Raw genomic sequence first — 22527 nt, 5'->3', positions numbered from 1 at the left:
GCGCGATCAGCGTGCCCGGTCGAGAGCAGCTAGCCGAGCCTCTTGTACAGCCGGTCGACGAGATCGGGCATCTGCTCGAGCTTGTCGGTGATCACACGGATGCGGTACTCACGGAAATGCTCGGGCTTGACGCCGAACGCGTCGGCGAGACGCGCGAGCACGTCGTTTGACGGCACGGGCCGGTTGCCGTGCACGATGTGATTGAGATAGCCGGCCGAGAGATCCGTCTTCTCGGCCAGCGCCCGGTACGTCAGGCCGGTCTCCGTCATCAGGCGTTCCATCGTGACGCCGAGACCATCGTCCGAGTATGCGCGACGCTTTGCCACTAGAGCTCCTCTATCCAGGTGAGAACGGTTTCACGCGGGACGCGATCGTCGGCACCGGTCGCCCGAATGCGAACGTCGACTGCCCCGTCGTCCAGTGTCTTCTTGCCGACCGTGACCCTGATCGGCACGCCGAGCAGATCCGCGTCGGCGAACTTCTCGCCCGGGCGCTGCGCCCGGTCGTCCAGCAAGACCTCGAGACCCGTCGAGGCCAACAGTTCGGCGACCTCGACGGCTGCGACGAGCACCTCTGGCGCCGTGCCGTGGAGGGAGAGCACATGCGCGTCATATGGTGCTATCGAGCGGGGCCACGAGATCCCATGCTCGTCGTGACGCTGCTCGACCGCCGTCGCCATGATCCGACCCGGGCCGATGCCGTAACACCCCATCAGCACCGTCTGCTCGACCCCGTCATCGTCCAGGAACGTAGCCTTGAGCGGCTCCGAATATCGTTTGCCGAGCTTGAAGATGTGCCCGACCTCGATTGCCGTCTGGAAGGTCAGCCGGCCGCCGCAGTTCGGGCAACCGTCGCCGTCGATCGACTGCCTGATGTCTGCGAAGCGCGCCGAGAAGTCGCGGCCATGCTCCACGCCCTGCAAGTGCCAGCCGGTGCGGTTTGCGCCTACGACGAACTGACCGCTGCGGAGCGCCTCATCGGCGACGATCTCTCCCTTGAAGCCGACGGGCCCGAGCGACCCCGGGTCGGCCCCGAATGCCGCTCTGATCTCGTCCTCGGTCGCAGGGCGGAACGCGCCGCCGAGTGCAGCAGCGAGCTTTGCCTCCTCGAGCCGGTCATCCCCGCGAATGAGCCCGAGAATCAGTCGGCCGTCATCGGCCATCACGGGCATCGCTTTCGACGTCGCGGCCGGATCGATCCCGAGGAACTCGGCAAGGGCGTCGATCGTGGTCACACCCGGCGTTGCAACTTCCACAGGGCTCTCGAGAGACGCCGGAAACGTCGGAGCTCGGGGCACGCCACGTGCCACCTCGAGATCGGCAGCGTAGTCGCCGTTCTCGCAGGTGACGAGCGTGTTCTCCCCCGAGCCGGAGGGCGCGAGATAGTCGATCGACTCGCTACCGCCCATCATCCCCGACTCGGCCTGCACCGCGACGGCCTCGATGCCGCAGCGCTCGAAAATCCGCTCGTACGCACCGGCATGCTTCTGGAAGCTGACGTCGAGCCCGGCTTCGTCGCGATCGAACGAGTACGCGTCCTTCATCACGAACTCGCGCACACGCAGCAGACCACCGCGGGGCCGGGGTTCGTCACGGCCCTTCGTCTGGAAGTGGTAGAGCGTCTTCGGCAGATCGCGGTAGGACCCGAGCTCTGAGAAGTGAAAGGTCACCGTCTCCTCATGCGTCATCGACAGCACGAACGGACGTCCCGCGCGGTCGGAGAATCTGAACAGCTCGGGCACCGAGTAGCGCCCGGTCTTCTCCCAGAGCTCGGCGGGAGCGATGACGGGCATCGACATCTCCTGACCGCCGATTGCGTCCATCTCCTCGCGGATGATCTGAACGACTTTCTCGTGAACGCGCCAGCCGGCCGGGAGGTAACTCCACAGCCCGGCACTGACCTGGCGGATCATCCCGGCGCGAACGAGAAGCTTATGGGAGGTTGCGTCTGCGTCGGCGGGATCGTCACGCAGCGTGGGTAGAAAGAGCTCTGTCTGGCGCCTGACCATACGGCTTCAGGTTACCGAACCTGGCAACGTCGACTTCAGTCGAGGGGAATCAGCGAGGCCTCGGCCATCGCGAGGGCCGCCGGCTTCGCCATCTTCAACCGCTTCGGTCGCTGCATCCCGTCCTCGATCCAGCGGTCGATCTCATGGAACAGCTCGTCGATCAGGATGTCGGATGACACCTTCTTGAGCACCCGGCCGTGCGCGTAGAGAAAGCCGACATCGCGACCACCCGCAATGCCGAAGTCGGCATCACCTGCTTCCCCTGGCCCATTCACGGCACACCCCATGACGGCGACCTCGAACGCCTCCGGGTACGCCTTGAGGCGCTCCTCGACGACGACAGCGAGGTTCTCGACGCCGACGTTGTCGCGCCCGCACGACGGGCACGCGATCATCACCGGGCCGCGCTCGCGCAACCCGAGCGCCTTCAGGATCTCCCACGCGACCTCGACTTCCTTGACCGGGTCGGCGGTCAGGGAGACCCGGAACGTGTCACCGATACCGTCGGCGAGCAGGGAGCCGATGCCGATTGCGCTCTTGATCGCGCCTGCGAAGGGCGTACCGGCCTCGGTGACGCCGAGGTGCAACGGATACGGAACCTTCGCCGCGAGCATCCGGTAGGCGCGGATCATGGTCGGTACGTGTGTCGCCTTGACCGAGATCTTGAAATCCCGGTAGTCGAGGCGCTCGAGAATCGCGACCTCCTCGAGGGCCGCCTCGACGAGCGCCTCTGCCTGGTCGCGCTGAGCAAGCCCGGCCAGGTGCGCCGGCAGGGAGCCGGAGTTCGCTCCGATGCGCATCGCGACGCCTGCCTTCTTGGCTGCCTTGACGACGAGCTCGACCTTGTCCTCTCCGCCGATGTTGCCCGGGTTGATCCTGACGGCCGCGACGCCGGCGTCGATGGCACGGAGCGCGAGCGAGGCATTGAAGTGGATGTCGGCGATGACAGGAATCGGTGACAGGCGGACGATCTTCGCGAGCCCATTCGCGTCCTCGATCTTCGGTACAGCGCAGCGGACGACCTCGCACCCTGCGGAGGCGAGCGCTGCGATCTGCGCGGTCGTCGCCTCGACATCGTGCGTCTTGGTCAGAGTCATCGACTGGACGACGACAGGAGCGCCGCCACCGATCGTGACGCCGCCGACGCGGATCTGAGCAAGACTTCCCATTGAGACAAAGTGTAGAGACATGCCGATCGAGCCCCCTCCCACTCCATGGGCGCTGACGCGTCCGCCCGACGATCACCCCCACGATGCGTGGGCGCACGGTGCCGATCTCGAACCCGGAACGATCCTCAACGCGTACCGGGCGGGGATCTTCCCGATGCGCGTCGACGACGAGCTCGTCTGGTGGTCGCCGCCCCGGCGCGCGGTGATCCACGTCGAGGGCTTCCGGCCGACTCGCTCACTTCGTCGGGCGGCGCGACCGTACGAGATCAGGGTAGATGCGGCCTTTGCCGAGGTGCTCGAGGGTTGTGCGGATCCGGCACGGCCACACGGCTGGATCGACCGCTCGTTCAAGGAGGCGTACACCGAGCTTCATCAGCTCGGCTGGGTGCACTCGATCGAAGCGTGGGACGACGAGGGTCTCGCAGGGGGCCTTTACGGCATTGGCAGCGGCGGGTTGTTCGCGGCCGAGTCGAAGTTTCACCACCGCTCCGGCGCGTCGAAGGCCGCCGTGCTGGCCCTTGTCCTGCACCTCGCAGCGTGTGGTGGTCCGAGAATTCTCGACGTGCAATGGTCGACGCCGCACCTTCGCTCACTCGGGGCAGTCGAGGTCGCCCGGGCCGAGTACCACAGGCTGCTCGATGGAGCTCTCCCGCTTGCGGATGCGTTCGCAGCCAGCTGAACGGGCCTCCGACTCGATTACGACAGTCGGCCGATGTCGTTCGTCAGGCCGATCACGAACAGCAGCAGCACGAGCACGATGCCGACCATGGACACGCGTTCGTAGATGCCGCGCGAGACGGTCTTCCCGCTGATCCCCTCGACGACCGCAAAGACGATGTGGCCCCCGTCGAGCGGCAGAAACGGCAGGAGGTTCAGCAGTGCGATCGAGAGAGAGATCAGTCCGAGAACCCAGAGGAAGCTGTTGGTCGACTGCTTTGCTGCGTCAGACGAGCCCTGCACAATGCCCACGGGACTCGAAATATCCTCGCGGCCCTCACCGGTGACGAGGCGACCGAGGGAGGTGAAGATACCCTGCGAAACGCGGCCCGTGGTGACGAGCGACTCGCGTGCGGCCTCGGGCGGGGAGAGCCCCGCGCCTGCAAGCATGAAGCCGAGTCGATACACGCCTGCGTCGTTGTCGGCCGACCGAGGGCCGAGCGTCACCTTCGAGCCATCACGCATGACGACGACCGTGAGTGGCTTTCCGTCCGATCCGGCAATGGTCCGCGGTATCAGCGAGCCGGTCATGGCCACGCCGTTGATCGAGAGGATCCGATCGCCGGCGAGGATCCCTATCGCAGCCGCGGCGCTGTCCGACCGGACGCCCTCGACCGTGGTTGTCGCCTTGCCACCCGTCGTCATGTACAGCGCCGCAAAGATCACGATCGCGAGCAGGATGTTCGCCGCGGGCCCGGCGAAGATGACGAGAACCCGTCGCCAAGTCGCGGCACGCCAGTAGGCATCGGGACCAAGACTGTCTCCGAGGTCGGTTCCGGCCTTCTCGACCTCGAGCCTCGTTGGCTCGCTCAGATCCATTCCGTCGGCAGTGGCCTCGAGCTCTATGAGTGCCGCTCGTGCCTCATCGTGATCGCCCGCTGCGAGTGCGCGCCGGAGTCGATCCGTCGGCCTCTCGAGCCCCGGCGCGTCTGCCACGGCTCTACCAAGCGCGTGGTCGACATCGCTCGGTGCGGGCCGATGCATCCCGGGGATCTTCACGAAGCCGCCGAGAGGGACCATCCCGATGCCGTACTCGATGCCCTTGCGCGTGCGCTTGACAATCGCCGGGGGGAAGCCGACGTAGAACTTCCGCGGCCGCATGCCGAGCGCTAGCGACGCTGAGAAGTGCCCGAGCTCGTGGATGAAGATCAGGAAGCCGAGCCCGACGATGGAGATGAAGATCGTCACGCGGGAACGAGCCTCCGCTGCGCGATGCTGCGGGCCTCGGCGTCGGCCGCTACCAGGTCGTCGAGATCCCGCGCCGGCGACCCATCGACCTGATCGAGCGCGGCTGCGACCGTGTCAGCGATCTCGAGGAAGCCGATTCGCCCGTCGAGGAATGCCTCGACCGCAACCTCGTTCGCTGCGTTGTAAGCGCACGGCGCGGTGCCTCCCTGCTCGCCCGCGGCGCGGGCAAGAGGAAGCAAAGGAAACGTCCTCTCGTCAACCGCTTCGAATCGAAGGTCGAGCCCCTGAGCGAGGTCGAGCCGGGCAGTGGCGACGGCCGGACGGTCGGGATAGCCGAGCGCAAACGAGATGGGAACCCTCATGTCCGGCGTCCCGAGGTGTGCGAGCAGCGCGCCGTCGCGAAACCGCACGAGCGAGTGCACGATCGAAGTGGGATGCACGACCACCTCGATCGACGCGTACGGAACGCCGAAGAGCCAGTGTGCCTCGATCAGCTCGAGTCCCTTGTTCGCGAGAGTCGCAGAGTCCACACTGATCTTTCGTCCCATCGACCAGGTTGGATGTGCAAGCGCATCCGCAATGGTGACGCTCGCGAGCTCCTCCGTCGTTCGGCCACGAAACGGACCGCCCGATGCGGTGAGCACGAGCGACTCGATCGAGTCCGGCGCCCGCCCTTCGAGGCACTGGAAGAGCGCGGAGTGCTCGCTGTCGACTGGCAGCAGAAGTCCTCCACCTCGTCGGTGGGCCGCAACGGCGAGCTCGCCGGCGGCCACGAGGCTCTCCTTGTTCGCGAGCGCGAGCGTGACACCGTTCTCGAGCGCCCAGAGGGTCGCATCGACGCCAGCGAACCCGACAATCGCGTTGAGCACGACGTCAGGTTCACACGCGTCGAGAAGCGAAACGGCCGATCCGCCGACCTGCACGTGCGAGACACCGTGCTCGAGACCGAGGGCGGCGATCGGCTGGGAGCCGGACATGATCGCGCACAACTCGAGCTCTGCCCGAGACGAGATGATCTCGATCGCCTGACGGCCGATCGAGCCGGTTGCACCAAGCAGAGCGACGCGCCTCACTGGCATAGCGTGCCAGTCGCGGAGCGGGTCACGTCAGCGCGAGAACGACGTAGAAGGCCGCTGGGCCGGCCCAGAGCAGCGAATCGACCCGATCGAGGACGCCGCCGTGAGCCGCGAGGATCCGACCGGAGTCCTTGACGCCGAGATCGCGCTTGATCGCCGACTCGAAGAGGTCGCCGAGCGTGGACGAGAGCGCGACGGCAGCACCGAGCGCCAACGCCTCGAAGTCGGTGAGAAAGCCCTGGTCGTACATCGCGAAGAACGCGACCGCCATTGCGGCGATCGTTCCGCCGACAAAGCCCTCCCAGGACTTGCCGGGCGAGATCCTGGGAGCCATCTTGTGACGACCGATCGACCGACCGACGACGTAGGCGGCGGTGTCGTCCGCAAAGACCGCGATCAATACCGTGAAAATGACGAGGCGGCCGTTCTCCGGGATATCGCGCAGCAACATCAGCGCGGAGATCCCACCTCCGATCCAGACGACGCCGAGCAGGGTCAGAGAGATCGCTGCGGTAGCGGACGGCCGCGCGTCCGAGAATCCGAAGATCACGAACGCGACGAGGATGGTCGCGAACATCCCTCCGACGACCCACGCGATGTTCCCGGTCTCGGCCCCGACGATCGTCATGAGTAGCCCGACGTAGCCCCCGAGCACGATCGGACGAAGGCCACGGCCCATGGTGTAGAGCTCGTGGAGCGCCACGAGGCCGCCGACCGCTGCCAGAGCGAACAGCCACCAGCCGCCGAGCCAGACGAGGCCGAGAACGAGCGGCAACAGGATGAGCGCCACTCCGATGCGCGACATGAGCGGGCTCATCGGCCGCCGAACCTCCGGTCGCGTGAGGAGAACGCCGCAAGAGCCGCTCGCAGATCGTCAGCATCGAAGTCGGGCCAGAGGGTCTCGGTAAACACGAACTCGGCGTACGCCGTCTCCCAGAGCATGAAGTTCGAGATGCGGAACTCGCCGGATGTGCGGATGAGGAGGTCGATCTCGGGCAACTCGGGTGCGTTCAGCCGAGCCGCGATCGCCGCCTCGTCGACGTCGGCGGGCGCCAGGCCGTCTGCGACGCAGCTACGGGCTGCATCGACGATCTCGGCGCGCCCGCCGTAGTCGAAGGCTATCCAGAGATCGAGCGTGGCACGCTCCGCCGTCGAGAGCTCGAGGGCATCCATCGACTCGCGCGTGTGCGGGGGCACCCGGTCACGGCGCCCGAGAAACCGTGTCCGGACACCTTGCCGCGCCAGATCGGGGAGCTCGCCCGCAATCGTCTCGTCGAGGATCACCATCAGGGTGGAAACCTCGTCCGCGGGCCGCGTCCAGTTCTCGGTCGAGAAGGCATAGACGACCAGTGCGCGGACACCCTCGTCGATCGCCGCCTCGACAGTGCGGCGGAGCGCCCTCGTGCCCTCCCGGTGCCCCGCCTCGAGCGGCAATCCTTTGCCCGAGGCCCAGCGGCCGTTGCCGTCCATGATGATCGCGACGGTCCGCGCCTGCGCCTCACGGTGGCTGTTCTCGACTGTGTCGCTCACGGGCTGGGGAGGTTCTAGACCTCCATGATCTCGGCCTCTTTGTGCTTCAGAAGGTCGTCCAGCTTCTTCACGTGGTCGTCCGTGAGCTTCTGCACCTGCGCTTCGGCGCGCCGCTCCTCGTCATCTCCAACGGCGCCGTCCTTGACGAGCTCCTCGAGATGCTTCATCACGTCGCGACGCACGTTCCGGATTGCAATCTTGCCCTCCTCGGCGTAACGGCGAACGACCTTCACGAGCTCCTTGCGCCGCTCCTCGGTGAGAGAGGGAATCGGAAGTCGAATCATCTTGCCGTCGTTCGAAGGCATCAACCCGAGGTCGGACTCCTGAATCGCCTTCTCGATCGCCTTGATCTGCGTCGCGTCGTACGGCTGGATCGAGAGGAGTCGCGCTTCGGGCGCCGAGATAGTCGCCATGTTGCTCAGCGGAGTCGGTGTCCCGTAGTAGTCGATCGTGATCCGGTCGAGCAGCGCAGCCGACGCCCGTCCGGTACGGACGCTGTTGAACTCGACGCGAGTCGCGCCGATCGACTTGTCCATTCGCAGCTCGCAGTCGGCGAGAAAATCCTCGATCGCGGTCATGTCAGGCCTCCTCCGGGGTCGCAACGATCGTGCCGATTCGCTCCCCCGAGGCAACGCGCACGATGTTTCCCTCGGCGAGCTCGAAGACGTGAATCGGCACGCGATTGTCCATGCACAGCGAGAGCGCAGTCGTGTCCATCACCTTGAGGCCGCGCTCGATCGCCTCGAGATGCGTGATCTCGGGAAGGAACTGTGCGCTCGCGTCGGTTCGTGGGTCGCCGTCGTAAACGCCCTGGACGCCGTTCTTGGCCATCAGGATCGCCTCGGCGCCGATCTCGAGCGCCCGCAGCGCTGCTGCGGTGTCCGTCGTGAAAAACGGGTTGCCGGTGCCGGCGGCGAAGATGACGACACGGTCCTTCTCCAGGTGACGCATCGCGCGTCGCCGAATATACGGTTCGGCGACCTCCGAGACTGCGATCGCAGACTGCACCCGCGTCTGGGCTCCGAGCTTCTCGAGAGCATCCTGGAGGGCAAGGGCGTTCAGAAGGGTCGCGAGCATGCCCGCATAGTCCGCTGTCGCGCGCTCCATCCCCTCCGCGGCGGCGGCCATGCCCCGGTAGAAATTCCCTCCCCCGACGACGATCGCGAGCTCGGTTCCGGCCTTGCGCACGGCGACGACCTCGCGGGCCACCGCGGTCACGGTCTTCGGATCGACGCCGTAGCCTCGGTCCCCCATCAGGCTCTCGCCCGAGAGCTTCAGGATGACCCGCCGAAAGGGCACAGCCTCGCCGACACGCGCACGAGCCACCGTGTCGTCGGCCGGTGCGCTCACGACCCGGCGACCGAGATCCGCTTGAAGCCCTTCAGCGTCGCACCGGCTGCGGCGAGAGCCGAGCCGACGGTCGCCGACTGATCGTGGATCCACGCCTGATCGGCGAGGACACCGCCGGGTGACGCCGCGAAGAAGCGCTTGCCGAGCATGCCGTCCACGATCTTCCCACGAGCGGCCTCCGGCTTGGAGAGGAGCTCATCCGAGTTGAGGTACACCTGACGCTCTGCCTCGATCGCCTCTGTCGGAACGTCGTCGCGTGTCGCCCACTCGGGCGCCGCGAACGAGATATGCATGGCGAGCTGCCGGGCGAGCGCCTCGCTGCCGCCGTCGAGCTCCACGAGGACGCCGATCTTGTTCGCCGGCGGATGGACGTACGCTGCGATCGTCGTTGCATCCGAGTACCGCTCTGCGCCGACAACGACGATGTTCTCGCCGAGCTTCCCCATGAGGCCCATGCGATCCTCGTCGAACGACTCGACGGCGCGCACGCCGTCTGCCTGCACAGCTTGCAGCACGCGCTCGGCGAATGCCTGGAACTCCTCGTTCTTCGACACCGGCTCGGTCTCGCAGCCGACCCCGACGATCGAGCCAATGCCACCGTCGATGATCACACCGACGATACCCTCGGTCGTCTGCCGGTCGGCACGCTTGCCTGCCTGAGCCATTCCCTTTTCGCGCAGCAACGTGCGGGCGGCCTCGAGGTCACCGTCCGTGTCCTGGAGCGCTCGCTTGCAATCCATCATGCCAGCGCCCGTGAGCTCTCTGAGCTCCTTGACGAGGCCCGCACTGATCTCGGTCACGCTGTCTCCTCTCAGTGAGCGACGATGCGCGGAAGCGCCTTCGCCTGCTCGATCCAGTCGGCTACCTCATCCGCGCTCGGTACGCGACCGACGAGGTGTCGAGCCTCGTTCGTCTCGGCGAGCCCCGTGACGAGGTTGTCGACATTGCGTTGTGCGAGCTCGGGCACGGAGTCGACTCCTGCGGCCTCGAGCAACTCGGCGAACTGTGGGTCGACGCCGACGACCCGGATGAGGTCCGCGTGGTTGACCCAGCGAAGGACGCGCACGGCGTCGATTCCCGTCTCCTCGACGAGGGTTGAGCGCCCTTCGGGCGTCGCCCCCTTCTCGAGCAGCGCGTCGATCGTCGCAACGCCAGCGGCTCCCAGCTTGTCGGCAAAGGCAGGCCCGATGCCCTCGATCTCGATGATCTCCCCGGTCTGCGCGGGTGCCCTCGACTCCTCAGCCATGGGCTCGGTGGGCTCCGCCGCCGCTGCCGCTGCTGCCTCCGCTGCCTCCGTGGCTGCGGCTGTTTCGGCTGCAGCCGCCTTGGCGGCAAAGTCCTTCTCGGACACCTTGCTCTGACCGGCAGCGATGCCGTCTGCAAGCGCGCGGACGATGAGCGAGCACGAACGAATCGCGTCGTCGTTGCCCGGGATGACGAACTGTGCCTCGTCGGGATCGCAGTTGGTGTCGACGATCGCGATCACCGGCAGATGAAGGCGCTGTGCCTCACGCACGGCGAGCGCCTCCTTCTTGAGGTCGACGATGAAGATCGCGTCCGGCTGACGCTTCATGTCAGCGACGCCGCCGAGGTTGGCCTCGAGCTTCTCGAGCTCGGCCTCCATCGTGATTCGCTCCTTCGCGGGCAGCAGCGCTAGCTGCCCGTCATTCTTGAGCCTACGCAGGTCGTGCAGGTAGGCGATGCGATCCTGGATCGTGCGCCAGTTCGTGAGCAGGCCCCCAAGCCACCGATTGGCGACGAACGGCATGCCGACGCGGGTGGCCTCGGTGCGCACGGCGTCCTGCGCCTGCTTCTTCGTGCCGACGAACAGGATCGTGCCGCCGCGCTCGGCGATGTTACGTGCGAAGTCGTACGCGTCCTCGACGAGCTGCTGCGTCTGCTGCAGGTCGATGATGTAGATACCGCCGCGCTCCGTGAAGATGAAACGCTTCATCTTCGGGTTCCAGCGACGTGTCTGATGGCCGAAGTGAACTCCAGCCTCCAGTAGCTCCTTCATGGAGACAACTGCCAACGGGACCAGCCCCTTTCAGTGTGGTTTCGGAAGTCGTGCTCCGACGGGCCGTGACGGAACCGGGCCCCCATCGCGGAGCCACGGCACCACCGCCCTGACGCTGATCGCCGGGTAGTTGGAACGTGAGCCGGAATGGTAGCCGAGAGCGGCGTGCCGCTAGCGCCGTGCGATGTCGAGCGCCGACGCGAGGTCGGCTGGAAGCTCAGACGCGATGTCGATCGCCTCTCCCGTCGAAGGATGCTCGAAGACGAGGCGTCTGGCGTGCAGAAACTGCCGCTCGAGGCCGAGGTCGCCCGCGATGCCGTAAACCGGATCTCCGCTGACGGGCAGGTCGATCGCCTCGAGATGCACCCGGATCTGGTGTGTGCGCCCCGTTTCGAGCCTGACGTCGAGGAGGGTGTGCGCACGCAGCGTCTCCCGGACCTCGAACCACGTCACCGCCTCGCGCGGCGTCGGCGTATCGAGGGAGTGCCGACTGCGATTGCGCCTGTCGCGGCCGATTGGGGCCTCTATGCGTCCCGACATCGACGCGGGCGCGCCACGGACGAGCGCCGCGTACGTGCGCTCGACCTCGCGCTTGCGGATCATCTCCTGCAGGAGGTCGAAGGCCTCGGACGACCGCGCGACGATGAGGAGGCCCGAGGTGTCCCGATCGAGCCGGTGCACGATGCCGGGGCGATCGTCATCGTCGCCTCCCTCGGCGCCATGCTCGATCAAGCCCTGGACGAGTGTTCCCGTCCGAGTCGACCCTGCCGGATGGACGACGAGCCCTGCGGGCTTGTCGACGACGAGTAGGTGCTCGTCCTCCCAGACGATTTCGATGTCGAGCGACTCACCGCGAAGTGGTTCGACCGCAGGGATCTGGACGGTGATCTCCTCTCCCCCTTCGAGACGAAAGCTCTTCCCCCTGACCTCCCCGTCCACGAGAACGAGGCCGCCGGCGATCAGGCGCTCGGCGAATGCCCTCGACTCGACCTGCGGGCGTGCGGCGACGACGCGATCGAGCCGCGCACCAGCCTGTAGTTCAAGAACGTGAAAGCGGAGCCGTGCCAACGCGGGGGCTTGCCTTGTCGGCCGCAACGAACGAGGCGAAGAGCAGCCCGACGCCGACGACGATGAACGAATCGGCGAGGTTGAACGCCGGCCAGTAGGCGAAATCGAGGAAGTCCGTGACGTGCCCGAGGCGAACGCGGTCGAGCAAGTTCGCGACACTGCCGCCGATGACGAGGCCGAGGGCGATCGACACGAGCGGATGGCGTCGGGCCGTCCGCGCGAAGAACACGAGCATCGCGCCGACGGCTATGGCGGTGAGAGCGATGACCGCGGAAGTCGATTCCGCAAAGAGACCGAATGCGATTCCCGTGTTCTGAACGTGATGGATGCTGAACGGCCCAATCGTCGCGGCCGTGTCGCCAAGCGGCAGCTGCGCGACGACCACGGCCTTCGTCAGCTGATCCGCCACAACCGCCGTGCCGGCGATCACGGCGAGCGCGATCCACTGGGCGCCCCCCGCCCCGACGAGCCGTTCGGCGCCCGAGATCGGCTGCAGAGCATTCGTCGACGAGCCGATTCGCACATCGACGCGTCGTGGTGGCGCGGTGCGAGCAGGCTCGCTCACCCGTGCTCCTGCAAGCGCTTGTCGTCCAGGCAGAGAATTGCGTACGGGACTGCGTCCAGGCGCTCCTCTGGGATTGACGCTCCGCACTTCGCGCAGACGCCATATGTCCCCTCGTCGATGCGGGCGAGCGCGGCGTCGATCTCCGCAACGACATTCTCGGCGTTCTCGCCGAGCGAGTGATCGAGCTCGCGGTCGACGAGATCCGTTGCATGGTCTGCGATGTGTTGATCACCCGCCGGCGAGTTGATCTCGCCGCCCACGTCATCGGCGACGAGGTCAGCGGCTGCGTTGAGCATCCGCTCCCGCAGTTCGACGAGCTCGGTGCGCCTCGTGACAAGGTCGATCGTCATGATGCTCCTTCCTGTGCGTCGGTTAAGCGGCTCTCGACCTCGGCGAGTGTCAGGCCCGTCAGCTCGACGGTCTTGTTCCGGGACGTCGTGCCGCTGACGATCCGTACGTCCGGGGCCTTGAGGCCAAGTGTTGAGGCTAGAAGCGCGACGACCGAATCGTTGGCGCGCCCTCGCTCCGGCGCCGCAACGACCCGAACCTTCCAAGCGTTACCGTAGCGACCAATTACGGCAGCACGAGAACCCCCGGGCGACACCCGGAGGGCAAGACGAATCGGTTCCGCTGCGGCCGGGTGGCTCATCACCCGACAGGATAGTGGCGACTAGCCGGCGAGCTTCCGAACATCGTCGGAGTCGCTGTGCGGGGGCACGGAGACCGGCGGAAGCTGTGGCGTCGGCGTCGACGTGGTCCACCCCGGCGCGGGCGCCGAGCTTTCGGCTGTCGGCTCCTTCGGAGCGTCCCTTGCGGCGACCGGGTGCCCTTCGTCGACGACTGCGAGAGCCGAGCGGAGAAGCGCCTGCACACGTCGGACGTCTCCCATCACCTGCTCCTTCTCGCTGATCGCGTCGCGGAGCACCTTCCTGGCCTCGGCGTTGGCCTCGACCACGATCACGCCAGCCTCCCGGCGCGCAGTCTCCCTTAGCTCCTGAGACGCGCGCTCGGCCGAGACGAGCGTCGAGCGGAGAAGCCCTTCGAGCTCGACATGCCGCGTGACTTCGGTCTCGAGCTCATCGACGCGCTCTACGAGTTGCGATCGCTCGCGCCAGACAGCCTCGAAGCTATCGGCGATGTCGTCCATCATCCGATGGACGGCGCTCTTGCGGTACCCGAACAGGCCTCGCTTGAGCTGGATGTGTCTGATCTCGACGGGTGTCAGTGGCATGACGGTCTCCTCCTTCTACTGCAGGCGCTCGATCACGCCGACCAGGACTCGCTGGACGACGACGAGCGTGATGATGGCAACGATGGGCGAGATGTCGATCGGCCCGAACGACGGCAGAACGCGCCGAAAGATGCGGATGTACGGCTCGCAGACATCGTCGAGGAAGCGCTGAACGCGATGCAGCGAGTAGGGCATCCGGATCCACGATGTCAGGACGTAGGCCACGATCAAAAGAATGTAGACGTCGAAGAAGACCGTGATGAATTGCTGCACGGTCGATGCAACGTCAGCGAGCGCGAAAACAGTGTCGGCGGGGCCCACGCTCGGGCTTTCGCTACGGCCAGCGAGATCCCTGCGTCAGATGTGTGTCAGAGCCAGGCTGCAGCACTGGAAGCGACGCTCTTCCTACTCTCAGGCCTGATTGAAGAAGCCGCCCTTGTCGAGCATGCGAGCTCGCTCTTCCGCCGAGACCTCGACGTTCCGTGGCGTGAGGAGAAAGACCTTGTCGGCCACGCGCTGCATGCTGCCGTTGAGTGCGTAGGTGAGGCCGCTCGCGAAGTCGATCAGCCGCTTCGACAGTTCGTTGTCGGCGCTCTGCAGGTTGAGGATGACGGGCACCGAGTCCTTGAACTTGTCCGCAATCTGCTGCGCATCGTTGAAGCTCCGTGGCAGCACGAGATGCACGCTCGACTTACCCGTGTCAGCGGCGCGAAGCCTTGTCGGCCGCTGCGAGCGCGTCGACAGCGGAACAGCTGCAGGGGATGATTCGGCGCTCGAGCTTTCATCCGTCCAGCCGTCCGGCTCCCTTCGCCGTGGGAGGCGCCGGACGTTCTGCCGGGTCGACCTCGATCGGTACTCCCGGTCGAGCTCCTCCTGCGTCTCGAGGTCGTGGGCGTCCCACTCCTCGTCCTCGGCGATGCCGAAGTAGACGAGCGTTCGATTCCAGACGTCCGAGAAGCCCATGACGGGCAGGATCGTATCCCAGACGCCGGATCGCGGTGTGGTCAGCTGCGAAACAGCGTGCTGCCCACCCGGATCAGCGTCGCGCCTTCCTCGACGCCCACCCTCCAATCCTGTGACGTGCCCATCGACAGACGCACGAGACCGTGTTGCCGGGCGAGCTCCGCGAGCCGCCGGAACGTCGGCCTGCTGGACTCCGGGTTCTCGCTGAACGGCGGCATCGTCATCAGTCCGCAGATGCCCGCGTGTCGCTCCAGGAACCCCTCGATCTCGGCCTCCTCCACCCCGCTCTTCGATGCCTCGCCCGAGAGGTTGACCTCGAGGAGCGCGGGAACCGTGAGCCTGCGGGCGGTAGATTCGGTCTCGACGGCGTGCACGAGCTCGCAGAGGGAGTCGACGATCCGTGCCTTGTTGGACTGCAGCGCGCCGATGAAATGCCAGCGAAACGAATCGCCGTGGAGCTCGTGCTTTCGTTGCATGTCCTGCACGCGATTCTCGCCGACGACCTCGACGCCGGCCTCGGCCAGGATCCCCATCTCGTCCGCGCGGACGTACTTGGTGGCCGCGACGACGGTGACGTCGGGGCCGGCCTCGGCGCGGATCGCCTGATAGGCCTCGGCGATCGCGGCCGCGTTCACCTCGCCTCCTCTCGCGCGCGATCGAGGAGCCACTGCCGGTCGTTCCGGGACGGGTCGGTGATGACTGCGTCGAGCAGGAGAGCGAGCGTCCGCCCGAGCGGCGGACCCTCGACGAATCCGATCGACAGCAAATCGTCGCCGGTGACCACGAGGTCTCCGATCCGGTGCGGCTGGGATCGCTCCTGCTCGACGAGACACGCGAGCTTCGTAAGCGCTTCGTGCTCGGGCGCAGACACGGGTTTTGCGTTCAGGTCAGCGTGCTTGTGGGCTATCACGTCGATCGCGATCGCTTCGCCGTGCTCGGCGAGAAAGCGTCGCGCACGAAGCTCGTCGATCGTGCCGTCGAGCTTGAACGCGTGGCCGGCCACGATTCGAGCCACGCGCCGTTGGACGTCGGTCGGGTAGCGGAGCCGAGCGAGGACGACGAGCGCGATCTGGGCTCCGAGGAGCGCATGACTTTCGTTGCGCGCGTCCGCTTCGACCTTGCCGAGATCATGGAGGAGGCAGGCGAGGCGCACTTCGAGACCGGAACCGGCATCCGCAGCGTTCTGCACGACTGCGAATATGTGCTCCTCGAGCGGGAGTGGCTGGCGGGTGCTGTGGAGGGAATAGCCGATCGTGGGAACGAACTCGGGGATGATCTGTGCGAGTACGCCGGTGTCGCGTGCGAGCAGGAGTGCCTTCCGCGGTGCGGGGCCAAGGAGAAGCTTGGAAAGTTCGCCCATTCCGTCCGCCTTGATACCGCCCCCGATGCGCTCTGCCGAGACATGAGCGAGGCCTGACGCACTCGCGTGCATCTGCGCGCGTGTCTCGCCCTCGACGTCGAACCCGAGCTGTGAGACGAAGCGAAGTGCGCGCACGAGCCTGAGCGGGTCCTCGACGAAGCTCGTGGGGGTGACCGTGCGAATCGTGCGCCGTGCGAGGTCGGTCTGGCCGTCGAACGGATCGAGAAGGGTGTCGTCGGCTAGACGACGCGCCATCGCATTGATCGTAAAATCCCTGCGCGCCATGTCCTCGTCGAGCGTGATCGACGGGTCGCTGACGATGGAGAAATCCTGGTGCCCGGGACCGGTTGAGCGCTCCGCTCGCGGCGGGGTGAGCTCGATGCCGGCGGGCGCCAGCGCTCTGATCGCGCGATCGTTCGGGTAGAAGCGAACGCCGACGAGCTGCCCGTGCACGTCCATGTCCTCGACCCGCCCATGCGGCTCGAGGAACGACCTCAACTCGAACTGGTCGACTCGTGGGACGACGAAGTCCTCGTCGTGGTGCGGGAGCCCGAGCAGCTCGTCGCGCACAGCGCCGCCGACGACGTACGCATCGATTCCAAGCGAGCGGATATACGAGCGAATCTCGGACGGCACAGGATGATTCTGCACGCGACGGCGGTTCCGTGGGCAACGCAGCCTAGATGTGTGCGACTGCCTCGATCTCGACGAGCGCCCCGGACGGGAGACGGGAGACCTCGAACGTCGAGCGCGCCGGCGGTCGATCGCCGACATACCGCGCGTACACCTCGTTCATCGCGGCGAAATCGCCGAGATCCTGGAGAAACACGCTCGTCTTGACGAGGTTGGCGAGCGAGCTGCCTGCCTCGTCGAGGATAGCTGTGAGGTTCCGAAGCACCTGCTCGGTCTGGGCGGTGATGTCCCCCTCGATCGTCGACTCGCCCGGCTTCAGGCCGAGTTGCCCCGCAACGAAGACGAGATCCCCGACTCGAATCGCCTGACTGTAGGGAGCGCCCTGGAACGGAGCGGGAGCGTTCTCGGTACGGATAACATTCTTTTCCATCGTGTTCCTCCGATGTTCTAGGAGTTGAGCGCCTCGGAGCACGCGACACCGAGCGCCTTGAAGATTGCCTCGAGTACATGGTCGGTGTCCTCGCCCTCGATCAATCTGACGTGGAGCGTCATCGCCGCCGTATCGGTGAGAGCCGTGAGGAACCGTGCGGCGATATCCGTGCCGAGGCCCCCGGCTCCCGTGAGGTCGGCGTTCGACGCAACGAGCGCCTGGCCCGATCCCTCGACGGCAACCAACGCGAGGGCCTCCGCCGAGAGCATCACGCCGGTGCCGTGCGCCCCGTGGCGTAGAAGCGGTGCAAGTGCCAGCCCGAGCGCTCCGCCGGCGGCATCGACTTCCGCGGCCGGCTCTCCCGGATCGATCTCGAGGGAGAGATCGAAGCGGCCCGCCGCCGCGAACTCGGTGAGCAGGTGGTCGAGCAGAGGCACGCCGGTTGCGACGTTCGCCTCGCCACTTCCGGCGGCGATTCGGGCGCCGCTCACAGCTCCTCGCGCACGATGTCCGCGCCGAGCGCCCGGAGGCGTTCGTCAATGCGCTCGTAGCCTCGATCGATCTGCCGAATGTTTCCTATGCTCGACTGACCCTCCGCACACAGCGAGGCGATCACCATCGCCATGCCCGCGCGAATATCGGGGCTCTCGAGCCGCTGGCCAAAGAGCTTCGCCGGGCCGGTGATGACGGCTCGGTGGGGGTCGCAAAGGATGATCCGAGCCCCCATCGAGACGAGCTTGTCGACGAAGAACAGCCGACTCTCGAACATCTTCTCGAAGACGAGGACGGTGCCCGTGGACTGGGTTGCAGCGACGACCGCGATCGACGTGAGATCGGCCGGGAATGCAGGCCAGATACCGCTCTCCAGCTTCGGGATCTGCCCACCGAGATCGTCCACGACCGCGAGCTTCTGCCCCGGACGCACGCGAAGGGTCGATGGCCCTACCTCGAACTCGATACCGAGCTTCCGGAATGCCGGGACGATGGCGATCAGATCGTCCGGCTCGACCTCCTCGATCGTGAGATCACCTCCGGTTACCGCTGCGAGGACGGCGAAGCTCGCCACCTCGATGTGCTCGGGCCCGATGCGGTGCGACCCGCCACCGAGCCGGTCGACACCCTGGATCCTGAGGACGTTCGAGCCGATACCGTCGATCTGGGCACCGATGCTGACGAGGAATCGACAGAGATCCTGGATATGTGGCTCACATGCTGCATGTCCGACGATCGTTTCGCCCTCGGCCAGCACGGCGGCCATGATCGCATTCTCGGTGCCCATCACCGAAGCCTCGTCGAGGTACATGCGCTTGCCCACGAGCTTCTCTGCGCGCAGGTCGTAGGCACCGTTGATCTCCATCGTCACGCCGAGCTCGGCGAAGGCGTGAATGTGGGTGTCGAGCCGGCGGCGCCCGATCACGTCGCCGCCCGGAGGCGGCACGACCGCCCGCCCGAACCGCGCGAGCAAAGGCCCCGCAAGGAGGAACGACGCGCGAATCTCCCGGCAGAGGTCCGGGTCGAGCTCCGTCTTCGAAACTCCAGAGCTGTCGACGCGGACCTCGTTCGGCCCCGTCCAGCTGGCATCGGCGCCGAGGTCGACGAGGAGCTCGACCATCACCTCGACATCCCGGATGCGAGGAAGGTTCGACAGCGTCACCGCGTCGGAGGCGAGCACGGTCGCGGCAAGAATCGGCAGAGCGCCGTTCTTGTTCCCGGACGCGCGGATCGTGCCGGAGAGCGGGCGACCGCCCTGGATGACAAACGACTGCATGAGGCGGGCGCTATCGTACCCATGCCGTGGAAGTCACCCGAGACAATGCGTGGGCAACGCTCACCCGCTACACGACGAGCGAGTCCTTGCTCCGGCATGCCCTCGCGGTCGAAGCGTCCACACGATGGTACGCACGGCACTTCGGCGAGGACGAGGTGCTGTGGGGCTGCACCGCGCTTCTGCACGACTTCGATTACGAGATTCACCCGACACTCGACAAGCATCCGCAGGACGGCGCCCCGATCCTGCGCGAGGAGGGCTACCCGGAGATCGTGATCGAGGCGGTCCTCTCCCATGCCGAGCATCTGGCAATGCCGCGCGACACGAGGCTCAAGAAAACGTTGTTTGCGTGCGACGAGCTCTCGGGGTTCATCCACGCGTGCGGTCTCGTACGACCCACCGGCCTCGAAGGCCTGGAACCGAAATCGGTGCGGAAGAAGCTCAAGCAACCGTCGTTCGCTGCGGGAGTTCATCGGGACGAGGTCTACGCGGGCGCCGAGCTCCTCGGGCTCGAACTCGACCAGCACATCGGGAACGTCGTCAGCGCGCTGCAGCCGATCGCCGGCGAGCTTGGGCTGCCGGTGCCTTCCGCGTAGAAGGAGCTCAGCGCCGCCAGGGCACGGCGACGAAAGCGGGTAGTCCCCTGGGATACGACGGGCCTGCGGGCACGGGTCGATCGCCGAGCCAGATGTGGCCCACTACCTCGAGCTGTGACTGGTCGCCGAGCGTCTTGGCGGCAAAGGAAACGGTCGGCCGAGTGGGGGCATCCCAGAAGATCACCGTCCCACAGGATCGACAGGACCCCCGACTTGCGTCGTGCTCGGAGATCCGGGCCCTGTTCCAGACGACGGCACCAGGCTCGGCAACCACGAGATCTTCACGCGTTGCAGCCGACGCCGCCCACGGGCCGCCCGTCGCCTCGATGCAGGCGTCACAGTGGCAGACGAGCACGTCCCGTACCGGACCGTCGATTACGTACCGCACCGCTCCGCAGGGACAGGCGCCCTCCCTCACGAGTTGAGCACAGCGACGAGCCGGTCGAGATCCCCTTCCGACGTCCACCAGCCGCAGGAGGCCCGGATAAGGCCGGAGCCCGGAATCTCCCGCACGTGGACACCCGCCAAGTGCAGTTCTGCAACGACTTCAGAAGGCACACGACCGGGCCGGAAGGCGACGAGCATGGATCGATCGGGCGGCGTCACGAGCTCGACGACCCTCGAGAGCTGTTCTCGAAAGTGGTCGGCGACGGTCGCGGCGTGGGCGAAGGCCCATGCCGGGCGCTCTGCCAGGGCGGCAAGCAAGCCAGAGAGCGCGGCCGCCGAGATCCACGCCGGATCGAAGCGCGCAGCTCCTGGCCGCGCCACGAAGGTGCCATCGAGCTCGTATCCGTCCTGGCCGAAGTAGCTCGGCGCGGTAACCCTGAGGCGTTCGGGGTCGGCGACGACCAGCCCACCCGTCGAATCCGGGCCGCATAGCCACTTCTGCCCCGAGATCGTGAGGAAGTCCATTCCCGCCGCCTCAACGGGAATCGCGCCCACGGACTGCGCGCCGTCGACGAGTACGGGGACGCCCGTCGCCTCTCGGAGGTCGCACACCGGAAGCACGCGTCCCGTCGTCCAGAGCACATGCGAGAGCGCGAGAAGCTTCGTTCGGGGGGTGACTGCCGCGAGGATCGAGTCGGCATCCGGCGCGACGACGACGATGTTTGCGCCCGACGCGTGAAGCGGCCCAAGAAGGCCGAAATGCTCCTCCGACGTCGTGATCACCTCGTCGTCGGGCCGCAGTTCGAGACCTCCGACCACGATGTTGCAGCCCTCCGTCGTGCTGCTCGTCAGCGTGAGGTGACCGGCCTCGACGCCGACGAGCGCCGCCAGGGCAGCCCGCACCGTCTCGCGCAGTGCCATGGTGCGCTCGAAGCACGGCAAGCCGCTTCGACCGTCCTCGAAGTCCCGTGCTATCTCGCCCTGCAGGGCCTCCACTGTGCCGCGGGCGAGCGGACCGAAGGTACCGGCGTTGAGGTACGCGATCCGCTCGAGCACAGGGAACTGTGCGCGCGCATCCTCGAACCCCGTGGGCGTTGTGATTGCGGGCGCGTCCGACACGGCACCATCTTGCACGACGCCGGGCGCTCCCGCGCGATCCGCATCGCCGCTCCCTTTCTCTACGCTAGGCGCCGATGCGCGTCGTTCTCGCTGATCCACCCGCCTATACGCCGCCCTACGACCATGCGCTCGCAGGGGCGCTCGCACGCCGAGGTGCCGACGTGCGACTCCTGACGTCCCGCTTCCGATACGGGGCTGTCCCACAGCCCGCGGGCTACACGATCGACGACAGCCTCTATCGGGTGTCGGCCGGAATCGGGACAGAACGCGCCCGACTCGCCGTCAAGGCGCTCGAGCACCCCTTTGCGCTCGCACGGATCGGGCTCGCGGCATGCGACGTTGCCCATCTGCAATGGCTCGGCTCGCCTGACGTCGACGCTTGGCTCATGCGCCTCCGAGCTCCGGCCGTCTTCACGGCGCACGACCTTCTACCTCGTCGAACCGCAAGCCATACGCGAACGTGGCGACGGCTCTTCGGCCGCTTCGAGCGCATCGTCGTCCACAGCGAGCGCGGCCGGCGCACGCTCGCCGCGTTTGGTGTGCCGGACGAGAAGCTCCGGGTGATCCCCCACCCTGTGTTCCGGAGCGCCCCCGTACGTACCGACGACGGTGAAACGGTGCTCTCTCTCGGTGTGATACGCGAGTACAAGGGCCTCCCCGATGCCGTCGAAGCCGTCCTTGGCGTGCCCGGGGCCCGGCTTCTCGTTGCCGGAGATCCCCGAATCGACCTCGAACCTCTCCGCGTGGCAGCTGGGTCACGTGCGGAATGGAGGCTCGGATACCTCGGGCAGTCCGATCTCGAGCTCGCGCTTGGCGCTGCCACGATCGCCGCCTTTCCCTACCGGGCAGAGCTCGATCAATCAGGCGCGCTCCTGCAGGCTCTCGGTGCAGGCGTCCCGGCTGTGGTCTACGACGTCGGCGGGTTGGGCGAGATCGTCGGAGCGTTCGGCGCGGGCCGTGTCGTACCCGCAGGAGATGTAGAGGGGCTGCGCGGCGCGATTCGGGTCCTGCTGAGCGACGCCGACGAGCTCGCGGAGGCTCGAGCCGGTGCTGCCCGCGCCCGTGACGCGCTCACGTGGGACAACGCGGCGGCAGCGCACATCGCGCTGTACGAGGAGGTGGCGTGAGGCTCCGGCGCCAGGGGCGTTTTCACGGGCTCGTGGAGCGGCAACTCGATCTCTTCGCAGCTGATGATGCCGATCTCCTGACCGAGGCAGCCGAGGCAGAATCGGGGTGGAACTCCGCGTCCGTCGAGAACTCGGAGGAGGCGTACGGCGACTACCAGCTCGTGGCTGACGCGATCGCGGACAGGCTGCTCGACATCCGCGAGTCGTATTCACGGTCGCTCGACG

Annotated in this window: 29 protein-coding genes; 4 read left to right on the top strand and 25 right to left on the bottom strand. The window is 66.5% G+C overall.

Annotation, left to right across the window (positions count from 1 at the left end):
• Window positions 1-29: 29 nt before the first annotated feature.
• From ABIR74_RS05250 to ispG, 3 genes are read right to left on the bottom strand one after another with little or no spacing between them, the layout of a single operon-like run.
• The gene (locus tag ABIR74_RS05250; protein ID WP_348175640.1) at window positions 30-326 is read right to left on the bottom strand and encodes a helix-turn-helix transcriptional regulator; all 297 of its coding nucleotides are present in this window, start codon (window positions 324-326) and stop codon (window positions 30-32) included.
• The gene (locus tag ABIR74_RS05245; protein WP_348175638.1) at window positions 326-2008 is read right to left on the bottom strand and encodes a proline--tRNA ligase; all 1683 of its coding nucleotides are present in this window, start codon (window positions 2006-2008) and stop codon (window positions 326-328) included. The genes ABIR74_RS05250 and ABIR74_RS05245 overlap by 1 nt, the downstream gene beginning before the upstream one ends.
• Before the next feature lie 35 nt (window positions 2009-2043).
• The gene (ispG, locus tag ABIR74_RS05240; RefSeq protein ID WP_348175636.1) at window positions 2044-3177 is read right to left on the bottom strand and encodes a flavodoxin-dependent (E)-4-hydroxy-3-methylbut-2-enyl-diphosphate synthase; all 1134 of its coding nucleotides are present in this window, start codon (window positions 3175-3177) and stop codon (window positions 2044-2046) included.
• Window positions 3178-3196: 19 nt separating this feature from the next.
• Here ispG and aat point away from each other — a divergent pair, with 19 nt between their 5' ends.
• Window positions 3197-3856 carry a leucyl/phenylalanyl-tRNA--protein transferase gene (gene aat / locus ABIR74_RS05235; RefSeq protein WP_348175634.1) on the top strand — a complete coding sequence of 220 codons (660 nt, stop codon included), beginning with the start codon at window positions 3197-3199 and terminating at the stop codon, window positions 3854-3856.
• A 17-nt stretch (window positions 3857-3873) separates the two neighbouring features.
• Here the strand turns inward: aat and ABIR74_RS05230 are convergent, their stop codons facing one another.
• The 20 genes from ABIR74_RS05230 to murA all read right to left on the bottom strand — a co-directional run bounded on the left by ABIR74_RS05230 (window position 3874) and on the right by murA (window position 19073).
• Window positions 3874-5082 carry a site-2 protease family protein gene (locus tag ABIR74_RS05230; RefSeq protein ID WP_348175632.1) on the bottom strand — a complete coding sequence of 403 codons (1209 nt, stop codon included), beginning with the start codon at window positions 5080-5082 and terminating at the stop codon, window positions 3874-3876.
• Window positions 5079-6161, bottom strand: a complete 1083-nt coding sequence (dxr, locus tag ABIR74_RS05225; RefSeq protein WP_348175631.1) for a 1-deoxy-D-xylulose-5-phosphate reductoisomerase — start codon at window positions 6159-6161, stop codon at window positions 5079-5081. Before dxr ends, ABIR74_RS05230 begins: the two co-directional genes overlap by 4 nt.
• Before the next feature lie 22 nt (window positions 6162-6183).
• Window positions 6184-6975, bottom strand: coding sequence for a phosphatidate cytidylyltransferase (locus ABIR74_RS05220; RefSeq protein WP_348175629.1), 792 nt, complete (start codon window positions 6973-6975; stop codon window positions 6184-6186).
• Entirely contained in the window at window positions 6972-7688 is a 717-nt protein-coding gene (uppS, locus tag ABIR74_RS05215) for a polyprenyl diphosphate synthase (RefSeq protein ID WP_348175627.1), read from the bottom strand. The genes ABIR74_RS05220 and uppS overlap by 4 nt, the downstream gene beginning before the upstream one ends.
• A gap of 14 nt (window positions 7689-7702) precedes the next feature.
• Window positions 7703-8257, bottom strand: a complete 555-nt coding sequence (frr, locus tag ABIR74_RS05210; protein ID WP_348175643.1) for a ribosome recycling factor — start codon at window positions 8255-8257, stop codon at window positions 7703-7705.
• Between the two features lie 10 nt (window positions 8258-8267).
• On the bottom strand, window positions 8268-8987 hold the full coding sequence (gene pyrH / locus ABIR74_RS05205; RefSeq protein WP_348175642.1) for a UMP kinase: 720 nt from the start codon (window positions 8985-8987) through the stop codon (window positions 8268-8270).
• 47 nt (window positions 8988-9034) lie between these two features.
• Entirely contained in the window at window positions 9035-9838 is an 804-nt protein-coding gene (gene tsf / locus ABIR74_RS05200) for a translation elongation factor Ts (RefSeq protein WP_348175625.1), read from the bottom strand.
• Window positions 9839-9849: 11 nt separating this feature from the next.
• Complete coding sequence (gene rpsB, locus ABIR74_RS05195; protein WP_348175624.1) at window positions 9850-11070, bottom strand: 30S ribosomal protein S2; 1221 nt, start codon at window positions 11068-11070, stop codon at window positions 9850-9852.
• Between the two features lie 156 nt (window positions 11071-11226).
• Window positions 11227-12123 carry an RluA family pseudouridine synthase gene (locus tag ABIR74_RS05190; RefSeq protein WP_348175622.1) on the bottom strand — a complete coding sequence of 299 codons (897 nt, stop codon included), beginning with the start codon at window positions 12121-12123 and terminating at the stop codon, window positions 11227-11229.
• Window positions 12095-12688 carry a signal peptidase II gene (lspA, locus tag ABIR74_RS05185; RefSeq protein WP_348175620.1) on the bottom strand — a complete coding sequence of 198 codons (594 nt, stop codon included), beginning with the start codon at window positions 12686-12688 and terminating at the stop codon, window positions 12095-12097. Before lspA ends, ABIR74_RS05190 begins: the two co-directional genes overlap by 29 nt.
• Window positions 12685-13038, bottom strand: a complete 354-nt coding sequence (locus ABIR74_RS05180; protein WP_348175619.1) for a TraR/DksA C4-type zinc finger protein — start codon at window positions 13036-13038, stop codon at window positions 12685-12687. Before ABIR74_RS05180 ends, lspA begins: the two co-directional genes overlap by 4 nt.
• Complete coding sequence (locus ABIR74_RS05175; RefSeq protein ID WP_348175617.1) at window positions 13035-13337, bottom strand: DUF167 domain-containing protein; 303 nt, start codon at window positions 13335-13337, stop codon at window positions 13035-13037. The genes ABIR74_RS05180 and ABIR74_RS05175 overlap by 4 nt, the downstream gene beginning before the upstream one ends.
• 21 nt (window positions 13338-13358) lie before the next feature.
• Window positions 13359-13919 (bottom strand): DivIVA domain-containing protein, encoded by a 561-nt coding sequence (locus ABIR74_RS05170; RefSeq protein WP_348175616.1) that lies wholly within the window; start codon window positions 13917-13919, stop codon window positions 13359-13361.
• A gap of 15 nt (window positions 13920-13934) precedes the next feature.
• Window positions 13935-14192: a YggT family protein gene (locus ABIR74_RS05165; protein ID WP_348175614.1), complete on the bottom strand. Its 258-nt coding sequence runs from the start codon at window positions 14190-14192 to the stop codon at window positions 13935-13937.
• Window positions 14193-14330: 138 nt separating this feature from the next.
• Window positions 14331-14882 (bottom strand): cell division protein SepF, encoded by a 552-nt coding sequence (gene sepF / locus ABIR74_RS05160; protein WP_348175612.1) that lies wholly within the window; start codon window positions 14880-14882, stop codon window positions 14331-14333.
• 41 nt (window positions 14883-14923) lie between these two features.
• The gene (locus ABIR74_RS05155; RefSeq protein WP_348175610.1) at window positions 14924-15517 is read right to left on the bottom strand and encodes a YggS family pyridoxal phosphate enzyme; all 594 of its coding nucleotides are present in this window, start codon (window positions 15515-15517) and stop codon (window positions 14924-14926) included.
• Window positions 15514-16878, bottom strand: a complete 1365-nt coding sequence (locus tag ABIR74_RS05150) for an HD domain-containing protein (RefSeq protein WP_348175609.1) — start codon at window positions 16876-16878, stop codon at window positions 15514-15516. The genes ABIR74_RS05155 and ABIR74_RS05150 overlap by 4 nt, the downstream gene beginning before the upstream one ends.
• Before the next feature lie 43 nt (window positions 16879-16921).
• Window positions 16922-17305 carry a Rid family detoxifying hydrolase gene (locus ABIR74_RS05145; protein ID WP_348175607.1) on the bottom strand — a complete coding sequence of 128 codons (384 nt, stop codon included), beginning with the start codon at window positions 17303-17305 and terminating at the stop codon, window positions 16922-16924.
• A gap of 17 nt (window positions 17306-17322) precedes the next feature.
• Window positions 17323-17796, bottom strand: coding sequence for a hypothetical protein (locus tag ABIR74_RS05140; protein ID WP_348175605.1), 474 nt, complete (start codon window positions 17794-17796; stop codon window positions 17323-17325).
• Complete coding sequence (gene murA / locus ABIR74_RS05135; RefSeq protein WP_348175603.1) at window positions 17793-19073, bottom strand: UDP-N-acetylglucosamine 1-carboxyvinyltransferase; 1281 nt, start codon at window positions 19071-19073, stop codon at window positions 17793-17795. The genes ABIR74_RS05140 and murA overlap by 4 nt, the downstream gene beginning before the upstream one ends.
• A gap of 26 nt (window positions 19074-19099) precedes the next feature.
• On the opposite strand from murA, the gene ABIR74_RS05130 reads away from it, so the two are divergent.
• Window positions 19100-19669 (top strand): HD domain-containing protein, encoded by a 570-nt coding sequence (locus tag ABIR74_RS05130; protein WP_348175601.1) that lies wholly within the window; start codon window positions 19100-19102, stop codon window positions 19667-19669.
• A 7-nt stretch (window positions 19670-19676) separates the two neighbouring features.
• Here ABIR74_RS05130 and ABIR74_RS05125 read toward each other — a convergent pair whose 3' ends face one another.
• The gene (locus ABIR74_RS05125; protein WP_348175599.1) at window positions 19677-20057 is read right to left on the bottom strand and encodes a GFA family protein; all 381 of its coding nucleotides are present in this window, start codon (window positions 20055-20057) and stop codon (window positions 19677-19679) included.
• A 26-nt stretch (window positions 20058-20083) separates the two neighbouring features.
• On the bottom strand, window positions 20084-21175 hold the full coding sequence (locus ABIR74_RS05120; RefSeq protein ID WP_348175598.1) for an aminotransferase class V-fold PLP-dependent enzyme: 1092 nt from the start codon (window positions 21173-21175) through the stop codon (window positions 20084-20086).
• Window positions 21176-21249: 74 nt separating this feature from the next.
• Here ABIR74_RS05120 and ABIR74_RS05115 point away from each other — a divergent pair, with 74 nt between their 5' ends.
• Window positions 21250-22302, top strand: coding sequence for a glycosyltransferase family 4 protein (locus ABIR74_RS05115; RefSeq protein ID WP_348175596.1), 1053 nt, complete (start codon window positions 21250-21252; stop codon window positions 22300-22302).
• A partial coding sequence (locus ABIR74_RS05110) for a hypothetical protein (RefSeq protein ID WP_348175595.1) occupies window positions 22299-22527 on the top strand: 229 nt, incomplete at its 3' end. The genes ABIR74_RS05115 and ABIR74_RS05110, both read left to right, overlap by 4 nt.

It is taken from the genome of Gaiella sp. (genome assembly GCF_039915195.1).
GTDB lineage: Bacteria > Actinomycetota > Thermoleophilia > Gaiellales > Gaiellaceae > Gaiella.
This window is presented reverse-complemented; position numbering and strand designations above follow the sequence as displayed.

Excerpts from the sequence above, each read along its gene's own strand:
- ABIR74_RS05115 (WP_348175596.1), top strand. The coding sequence starts at position 21,250 with ATGCGCGTCGTTCTCGCTGATCCACCCGCCTATACGCCGCCCTACGAC.
- ABIR74_RS05180 (WP_348175619.1), bottom strand. The coding sequence starts at position 13,038 with ATGACGATCGACCTTGTCACGAGGCGCACCGAGCTCGTCGAACTGCGG.
- ABIR74_RS05145 (WP_348175607.1), bottom strand. The coding sequence starts at position 17,305 with ATGGAAAAGAATGTTATCCGTACCGAGAACGCTCCCGCTCCGTTCCAG.
- ABIR74_RS05245 (WP_348175638.1), bottom strand. The coding sequence starts at position 2,008 with ATGGTCAGGCGCCAGACAGAGCTCTTTCTACCCACGCTGCGTGACGAT.
- murA (WP_348175603.1), bottom strand. The coding sequence starts at position 19,073 with ATGCAGTCGTTTGTCATCCAGGGCGGTCGCCCGCTCTCCGGCACGATC.
- ispG (WP_348175636.1), bottom strand. The coding sequence starts at position 3,177 with ATGGGAAGTCTTGCTCAGATCCGCGTCGGCGGCGTCACGATCGGTGGC.
- dxr (WP_348175631.1), bottom strand. The coding sequence starts at position 6,161 with ATGCCAGTGAGGCGCGTCGCTCTGCTTGGTGCAACCGGCTCGATCGGC.
- aat (WP_348175634.1), top strand. The coding sequence starts at position 3,197 with ATGCCGATCGAGCCCCCTCCCACTCCATGGGCGCTGACGCGTCCGCCC.
- sepF (WP_348175612.1), bottom strand. The coding sequence starts at position 14,882 with ATGGGCTTCTCGGACGTCTGGAATCGAACGCTCGTCTACTTCGGCATC.
- ABIR74_RS05220 (WP_348175629.1), bottom strand. The coding sequence starts at position 6,975 with ATGAGCCCGCTCATGTCGCGCATCGGAGTGGCGCTCATCCTGTTGCCG.
- ABIR74_RS05175 (WP_348175617.1), bottom strand. The coding sequence starts at position 13,337 with ATGAGCCACCCGGCCGCAGCGGAACCGATTCGTCTTGCCCTCCGGGTG.
- ABIR74_RS05170 (WP_348175616.1), bottom strand. The coding sequence starts at position 13,919 with ATGCCACTGACACCCGTCGAGATCAGACACATCCAGCTCAAGCGAGGC.